This window comes from bacterium, assembly GCA_035703895.1.
Lineage (GTDB): Bacteria > Sysuimicrobiota > Sysuimicrobiia > Sysuimicrobiales > Segetimicrobiaceae > Segetimicrobium.
The window spans coordinates 1-6853 of sequence record DASSXJ010000189.1 but is presented as its reverse complement, the minus strand read 5'-3'; the positions used below and the strand labels follow the sequence as shown (position 1 = coordinate 6853).

Sequence of the window (6853 nt, the reverse complement as noted above, 5' to 3'; positions counted from 1 at the left end):
GGGCGCACCCAGCACTAGGTCGGCCCCGTTGACCCGCGCAGTCCCTCGGGAAGGAAGGATCAAGGTCGCGAGGATCTTCAGAAGTGTCGTCTTTCCGGCGCCATTAGGGCCGACAATCCCGAACACTTCCCCGCGCTCGATTTCGAGGCTGATGCCTTGAAGAGCGAGGACTTCGTGCTCTATCTGGCGGCCCACGAGGGAGAGCGGCCACGGTGGCGGAAGGAATGTCTTTCCTAGATCACGCGTTCGGATCATTCGCCAAGGCGTTGGTTCAACACTACTTGAAAGGAACCCTCCGCTATCCAATCGAATGAGGACCTATCATTCGGATGGTGATTCGCCCCTGAGGCCTTGCCAGCTAATAGAAACATCCGCTTGGAAATCAAGATTGACCTTACGGGTGATATTCAATCCGTTCTCGATTTTCGCAATATAGAGCAGGGAAGGATTGTTCGACGGCACAAAAGAACCTAGGACAGCGCACTCATCGGTTCGCAGTAGGGGGTCGGTATGCAAATCACTCGTGGCGGAGTTACCGTTCAACCCCTGACATTTCAGTTTGGCGTTGTGATGCTCTCTGGAGGTGGCACCGGAGGCGGGAGCGGGACCGGAGGTGGTACTGGAACCTTGACCGGGGGCAGCACAGGTGACATCGGGGGCGGCGGCGGTGGCGGTGGTATCATTCCCGCGCTTGGAAGCCTGCTCTTAGGGCTCGCTACGTTGGGCGGGATCGCGGCTTCAACCCCCCCACCCGCAGTGCCGCCGGCCGTGACGGCAGGCCCAGCGGTCACGTCTCCTTCGGCGCCCGTAGTGGTCCCTTCTACTCCAGATGCGACACCCCCAGTTGCGGGTGGCGGTCGTTCGACGCCGGCGCCGATCGTACTCGCCGCGAGCGCCGCCCAGACAGGCCCCGCTGCGGCAAATCCAGCCAAACAAGGTCCGGGACTCGCGCTCCCGTATACCGGCGCGAATCTCTGGCTCCCGTTTGTGGCGGGGTCGGGGTTCCTGGGATTCGGAATTTGGCTGCGTAGGTTTGCGGAGCGGCTGACAGGGGAGTAACCCCGGAGGGCTGGTCCTCCATGCACGCCTCACGCAACGTCCTATCCCGACTTTCGACGCTCTGCATCGCAGCAGGCATCCTGCTCCTGATGGCCCCCGTAGCGTGGGTGCTGTACACGGGGCGCGAGACGTCAGAAGTACAAACCGCGGCGCTCGCGGCTTGGGAAGGCGACCGCAACCCGGAGCCGGCATCCAAAGACCGCGTCTCGCGGAACACCGGACTTGTCCTCATGATCCCGCGACTTGGCGTTCGCCGGTTCGTCCCCGATGGGGCGACCCCCGAACACCTTCGTCAATATGGAGTCGGCCGCATCACCTGGACCGCCCTCCCCACGGATCCCGGAACGCTTGGGATCGCAGGCCATCGCACAACGTATGGAGCGCCCTTTTTCCGGCTCGATCGGCTCGAGCCTGGTGACACCATCCTGGTCGACTACGCAGGGCATCGGTACACATATCGCGTTGAACGCCAGGTCACGGTGACGCCAGACAGGGCCGATGCGTTGCAATATTCCACAGGAGCCAGAGGCATCGCCCTCGTGACGTGCAGCCCTCCTTATAGTGCCGCGTTGCGCCTGATCGTGTTTGGGAGCCTTGAGCGGGGGGACCTCGCTTCCTCGGCCAATGTCTCTCCATAAGGCGCTGGCCGCGGCCTTCGAGGATGAAATCGTGATCCTCGATAGGGATCACGGTTCTCTGCTGCTGCTGGATGCCTGGGCAGGCCGGATCTGGAGCTTTTGTCATGGATCAACAACGGAGGCGATCGAATCATCCGTCAACGGGACGCCCGGACGCGTTCGTGAGACACTTCAAGTGCTGATGGACTCCGGGCTCGTCTGTCAGGTCAACGGGGAGTGGATTCGCAGCCCAATCGAATGGGTCTGATGACTCCGGAAGCGCCGGCAGTTGTGGGGCTGCCCAGTGCGGGCGGCCTCGTTCGTCTCACTGGACCTGCGCCCATCACCACAGCGCTGGCCGAGATGCTCTCCTCCCTCAGGATCCGTGAGACCATTCCGGTTCTTGATGTTACTCTGTCCCCGGACGGACGAACGGCGGATGGAGTGGTCAATGGGGACCGGATGTGGTCCATAGCGCTCGCGCCCGGGACACCGGTCGGCCCCCTGCTTGGACAAATTGTCGGCACTTTGACGACGCTCCTCGCGGAGTCGCTCTTCGTTCACGCCGGGGTTGTGGCCTTTGATGGGCGGGGAATGATCCTCGTCGGGGAGAGCGGTGCGGGAAAAACGTCTACGGTCGCTGCGCTCCTTCGGCGGGGCGCGATGTATTTGTCCGATGAAGTTGCGCTACTCGACCCGTCGGCAGGAGTTGTGATGCCCTTCGCTATCCCTATGACCGTCAAACCGTGGACGCGAAAAGCCGCTGGAGCCCTTCCCCCTGGGCGGGCGGTTGTGCGCGAGGGCGGTGTGGAGTTCTGGCTCCCCAACGATCGCGAAATGCGACCAATCGAGGTTGATACGTTTGTTCTTCTCCGTCACGCGGGGTCAGGCACTCGTCTGTCCCCGATCTCGCGCGCAGCGTTGCTCCTTGCGCTGGCACAGCATACCTCGTCATTCAAGCAACGACATCGGCTCCCGCAGGCGTTTATAGGTTTCACAAGATTGCTTCGAAATGCGCGCTGCATGGTGCTGGAAAGCACGCGCCCGGCGGCGTCTGCCGATTTGCTGGCGACGTTCGGGCGCCGATCGGGGTAAATACTGGCCGGGCTCCTATCCCCGGCTCCCGATCGGGAAAGTCCCAAGCGCCGTTCCAGCACGAAAGATCAGCCGCGTCCCGCCCTCTTCGGTCCGCTCCAGGGCAAGTTCATCGAGATCACCGTGGTCAATGGCCGCCAGTGTCGCCCCATCCTCCAGGACGACGTCGATGATCGTGCTACTAGGAGAGTAAGCCCGCAGCCGCGAGGACTGGACTCCCTTCGTCTGCAGGAGCGTCGCGATCAGTCTCGTGACCAAGCGGAATGTGTGAGCGCCGATGAGAACAACCTCTCCCGTGATCGAGTTGGGCGCCTGCCCCACCTCGTCGATCGCGGGCACGAGGTCACCGTCGAGATGATCGGTGGGGGGCGGAGGGGTGACAGGAGTCCCTTCGTTCATCCTCTCCCTTCCTCGCCTAGCTTCACGACGCAGGCGACCGGGGCGGCATGCCCGGTTACCGAACATCAGGAGGGTTCCATTCTGCCCCATGGGCGCGATCGTCGCAGACCCACCCTCCCACTCAATGAGGATCGAATCCACAGCCCCTAGGCCCAGGTCGGCTCCCACCGAAGCCCACAACCCGAGCATCTGGCGAGCCAAGGCTCCGGAAACCGCCAGATCGCCATCCACATTGGAGACGGTTTCAATCACGCAACCATCGGAGTCGACCAGGACTGACGCGACGACCCCTGGCGCCTTCAAAGCCGACTCGAGCACGACGCCGAGGCGTGAAGTCATTTGACACCCCCTAGTCCTGCTATGTTTCTGGGGACCGTTTGTAGATCTAATGCCCTCTTTTGGAAAAAAAAGGACAACTTCTCAGGAGTCCAAGGGCCTCTTGGAAGCGAATCTGCTGGAAGTTGACAAGACGCCCAGGTGTTCGATCAACTCGACCTTGGTCGGCGCTATGGCAGCATTTCGACTAGCTCACGGACACGCCGTCGCCCTTCGCGCGCATTGGTGGAGACGAGAGGTGGTACGAAGACCTATGTTGGTTTCTTAGCGCTGCCGGCTACGCCCCAAGACCGTTCTTTACCGCGTAGGCGGCGGCCTGTGCGCGGTTATGGATTCGAAGCTTTTGATAAACAGATCGCAGATGGCTCTTGACGGTCGGTTCGGAGAGGAAGAGCTTGAGCGCGATTTCCTTGTCGCTGAGCCCGGACGCCACGCCCTTTAAGACCTCGATCTCACGCTCCGTAAGGCCCGGCCCGCGCCGGAAGTTGAACAGGACGGCCTCCCGCTCAGTGGTTGCGAGGCGCTCGACGAGCTTGCGCGCGATCACGGGGTTGATCATGGTCCGATCCGAATGGACGGAGCGGATGGCCCTGACCAGATTTTCGGGAGGAATGTCCTTGAGCACATACCCGATCGCACCGGCCTGCACTGCTTTCAGCACAGTATCCTGGTCGTCATAGACAGTCAGGATGAGGACCTGGGTTTCGGGAGAGGATTCTTTGATCTGCTTCGTCGCGTCGATCCCGCTCCCGTCGGCGAGCTTGACATCCATGAGAACGACGTCCGGTTTCAGCTCGGCTGCTTTGCGGACGGCTTCCTTCACCCCCGTGGCTTTTCCCACGACGGCGATGTCGTGCTCCGCCTGCAAGATCACCCGCAGCCCGGCGGTGATGATCTCGTGATCGTCAACCAGCATGACTCGGACGGGCACTACTGGCTCACCCTCCTGAGCTGCCCCTTCAGCTTGGACCTACCTATTGCGTCGGGGTGGTACGCACCCGAACAAATGCTTGGTGGGGGCTACCAGCGAATATAATGCCCTTTTGGGGCTTGCGCTAGCCCTAGATCGCCCTGCCCCGGTCCTTGGCTTGAGACAACGAAACAAAACGCGGCCCTCTCTCGCGCCTCTCCTCCGTTCGAACTGCCCCTATCCATCAAACGGGGGACCAATTCCACCAGAAGAACCAAGGGACCTGCCCCGCTTTCTGGAAACACCTCGAGAGTGTAAAGGACATAGGGGGAGACAGACGTGGGTGCAGTCCGGGTGATGGTCATAGACGACATGACCCTGGTCCGTCAGGGAATTGAGAGCCTGCTCAAGGGCACGAACTCGGTCGAGATCGTCGGCGAAGCCCCGGACGTTCAAGAGGCGATCAGCACTCTGGCCCATCTTGATCCTGATGTCGTCCTCCTCGATCAGGATATGCCCGGACTCGCGACCCCGGAGGCCGTGAGCCTCCTCAAGCAGCACCATCCACGGACGGAAATCATCGTCCTCTCAGAGACGTCGGACGAGGAACGCGCGTTTCGGGCGCTTGAAGCCGGTGCCAGTGGCTACGTGCTTAAGGACATCAGCCCTGACAATCTCGTCAAGGCGATTCATGGAGTGTGCGACGGCAGGACGATGACCCATCCCTACATTACGCGGAGGCTCATCGAGCGGTTCCGGGTCCTGATGCAAGAACGCACGAGCCAGAACGGCGCGCATCTCGCCGGCCTCACCAACCGCGAACTCGGGATTGTGGTGGAGATGGCTGAAGGCGCGACGGACCGCGAGATTGCCAAGAAGGCGTGTCTCGGCGAATCGACCGTCAAGAGTCACATCCGGTCAATCCTTCGAAAGATCGGCGCCCGCAACCGGACACAGGCGGTCGCCTACCTCTTGCGCAAAGGAATCATGCGGTAAGATGGCCGGCCCATCTGATCGGCATGTCCACGTGGAGGGTAACTCGGTGACCCAGCGCGGGCGCCTTCAGCAGCCCGTCGAGATCAGTATCCAGGCGAGATTATGCAACGGCGCTCGCTATCACGTTGTGGGCGATCTGCTGACCTATCGGTCCGGGCTTTGGATGGTGAAAGGCTTCTATTTCGGCACGGCGCCATCAGGGGAGCGAGAGCTCTACTACATCCTCTCCGAGGCCACGGCATCATCGCGGTACATGGGGACGGCGTAGGCCTCGATCAGCACTCCAGGCTGCCTGTTTTCCGGCTCGCCGCCGTGCCGCCCCCGCCAAACCGAACCTCCAGGTCAGCCAACCGCCGTTCGAGCGTCGACACACGCCTGCGATATTCCAGTTCGGCGGTCACCGCATCCCGGATGTAGTCCAGGATCGCTTGACCGGGGACGGCACGGCCGTTTCGCTCCTGTTCCCAGATCGCCTCTGCCAGGCTCAAGGATAAGGCACGGAGCCCTATCGGTCCGCTGTGTTGAGCTGGTGCCGAGGTCCCACTGACTTCGCGCATCCGGCTGGGGGTACCAACGACCCAAGGGTATCGAATCCGGGTTTCCAAGGCGAGTTGCGCGATGACCACGATGGCGTTGAGAACGATCAGGACTTGGAAGGTATCCACGACGACCACGGCAGCACGCGGAACCGGAGCCGAGGGATATCCCCAGACATAAATCAAGATCGTCAAAACTGGGAGGCCGACCAGGAGCAGGATTCCGGCGAGCACCAGGCGTGTGGTGAGCGTTCCTCGGGTCAACAAGACCCTGGCCCGCACGGCCACCGCGCCGGGTGATAACACGGCGATTCGAGGACAGAAACGCTCCATGCTTCTGTGAAGCACGTTGGGGCGTTCGGGAGGGCGTGCTGCTGTCCCTTCCTGATGAGTATTGGCTGTGCGTGGGCGATTTAGGGTATGAAAAGATCGCAGGGGCTTCCGAATCGGCAAACCTGCCGTGAGGCAGGGACGCAAAGCCTAGGAGCTTCGGTGAGAAGCCAGCCAGGTTGCCGAAGAAGCGGATCGGGCCCCAGGGAGGTACTTGATGTATCGGGGCCTGGTCGCGTTCGGCCTGGTGCTGGTGATTTTTGCGGCGACGGCATCTCCCGTTCCACTGGATTCCCTAAGGTCGTTCGCGTTCGCGGGATCTTCGGTCCATATCTACCCGCTGCCTGCCCGAGCTGACTCCCCTCAGGTCGACGAGGATCTTGAGGTGACAGTTCTCAACCTCATCAATCAGGAACGAGTCGGCGCCGGTCTCTCCCCGCTGATGCCGCATGCCACGATCCAGCGCGCAGCCAGAGCGCACGGTCGCGAGATGTTTGCCTGGGGCTACCTGACGCACTTGTCGCGCGATGGACGAACCCCCCAGGACCGGGTTTTAGGGCTTGGAGTTCGGGTCC

9 protein-coding genes and 1 riboswitch are annotated in these 6853 nt (G+C 61.6%); of the genes, 5 read left to right on the top strand and 4 right to left on the bottom strand.

Annotated elements, in window-relative coordinates:
- A partial coding sequence (locus tag VFP86_13205; GenBank protein HET9000596.1) for an ATP-binding cassette domain-containing protein occupies nt 1–195 on the bottom strand: 195 nt, incomplete at its 3' end.
- An 884-nt stretch (nt 196–1079) separates the two neighbouring features.
- Here VFP86_13205 and VFP86_13200 point away from each other — a divergent pair.
- Nucleotides 1080–1697, top strand: coding sequence for a class E sortase (locus VFP86_13200; GenBank protein HET9000595.1), 618 nt, complete (start codon nt 1080–1082; stop codon nt 1695–1697).
- Nucleotides 1698–1728: 31 nt separating this feature from the next.
- Complete coding sequence (locus tag VFP86_13195; protein ID HET9000594.1) at nt 1729–1944, top strand: hypothetical protein; 216 nt, start codon at nt 1729–1731, stop codon at nt 1942–1944.
- Nucleotides 1945–2786: 842 nt separating this feature from the next.
- On the opposite strand, the gene VFP86_13190 is transcribed toward VFP86_13195, so the two are convergent.
- Entirely contained in the window at nt 2787–3170 is a 384-nt protein-coding gene (locus VFP86_13190) for a hypothetical protein (GenBank protein HET9000593.1), read from the bottom strand.
- 613 nt (nt 3171–3783) lie between these two features.
- Nucleotides 3784–4437, bottom strand: coding sequence for a response regulator transcription factor (locus VFP86_13185; protein ID HET9000592.1), 654 nt, complete (start codon nt 4435–4437; stop codon nt 3784–3786).
- Between the two features lie 318 nt (nt 4438–4755).
- Between VFP86_13185 and VFP86_13180 the strand changes: the two genes are divergently transcribed.
- Together VFP86_13180 and VFP86_13175 are read left to right on the top strand one after the other, a co-directional pair.
- Nucleotides 4756–5412 (top strand): response regulator transcription factor, encoded by a 657-nt coding sequence (locus VFP86_13180; GenBank protein ID HET9000591.1) that lies wholly within the window; start codon nt 4756–4758, stop codon nt 5410–5412.
- 46 nt (nt 5413–5458) lie between these two features.
- Complete coding sequence (locus VFP86_13175; protein HET9000590.1) at nt 5459–5680, top strand: hypothetical protein; 222 nt, start codon at nt 5459–5461, stop codon at nt 5678–5680.
- A gap of 7 nt (nt 5681–5687) precedes the next feature.
- Here VFP86_13175 and VFP86_13170 read toward each other — a convergent pair whose 3' ends face one another.
- Entirely contained in the window at nt 5688–6230 is a 543-nt protein-coding gene (locus VFP86_13170) for a hypothetical protein (GenBank protein HET9000589.1), read from the bottom strand.
- Nucleotides 6231–6386: 156 nt separating this feature from the next.
- A riboswitch (cyclic di-GMP riboswitch) is annotated at nt 6387–6465 on the top strand.
- A gap of 30 nt (nt 6466–6495) precedes the next feature.
- Between VFP86_13170 and VFP86_13165 the strand changes: the two genes are divergently transcribed.
- On the top strand, nt 6496–6853 hold a 358-nt coding region (locus tag VFP86_13165), incomplete at its 3' end, for a CAP domain-containing protein (GenBank protein ID HET9000588.1).

What these genes read in the sequence shown, in the direction of transcription:
- VFP86_13200 (HET9000595.1), top strand. Translation starts at nt 1,080, where the DNA reads ATGCACGCCTCACGCAACGTCCTATCCCGACTTTCGACGCTCTGCATC.
- VFP86_13190 (HET9000593.1), bottom strand. Translation starts at nt 3,170, where the DNA reads ATGAACGAAGGGACTCCTGTCACCCCTCCGCCCCCCACCGATCATCTC.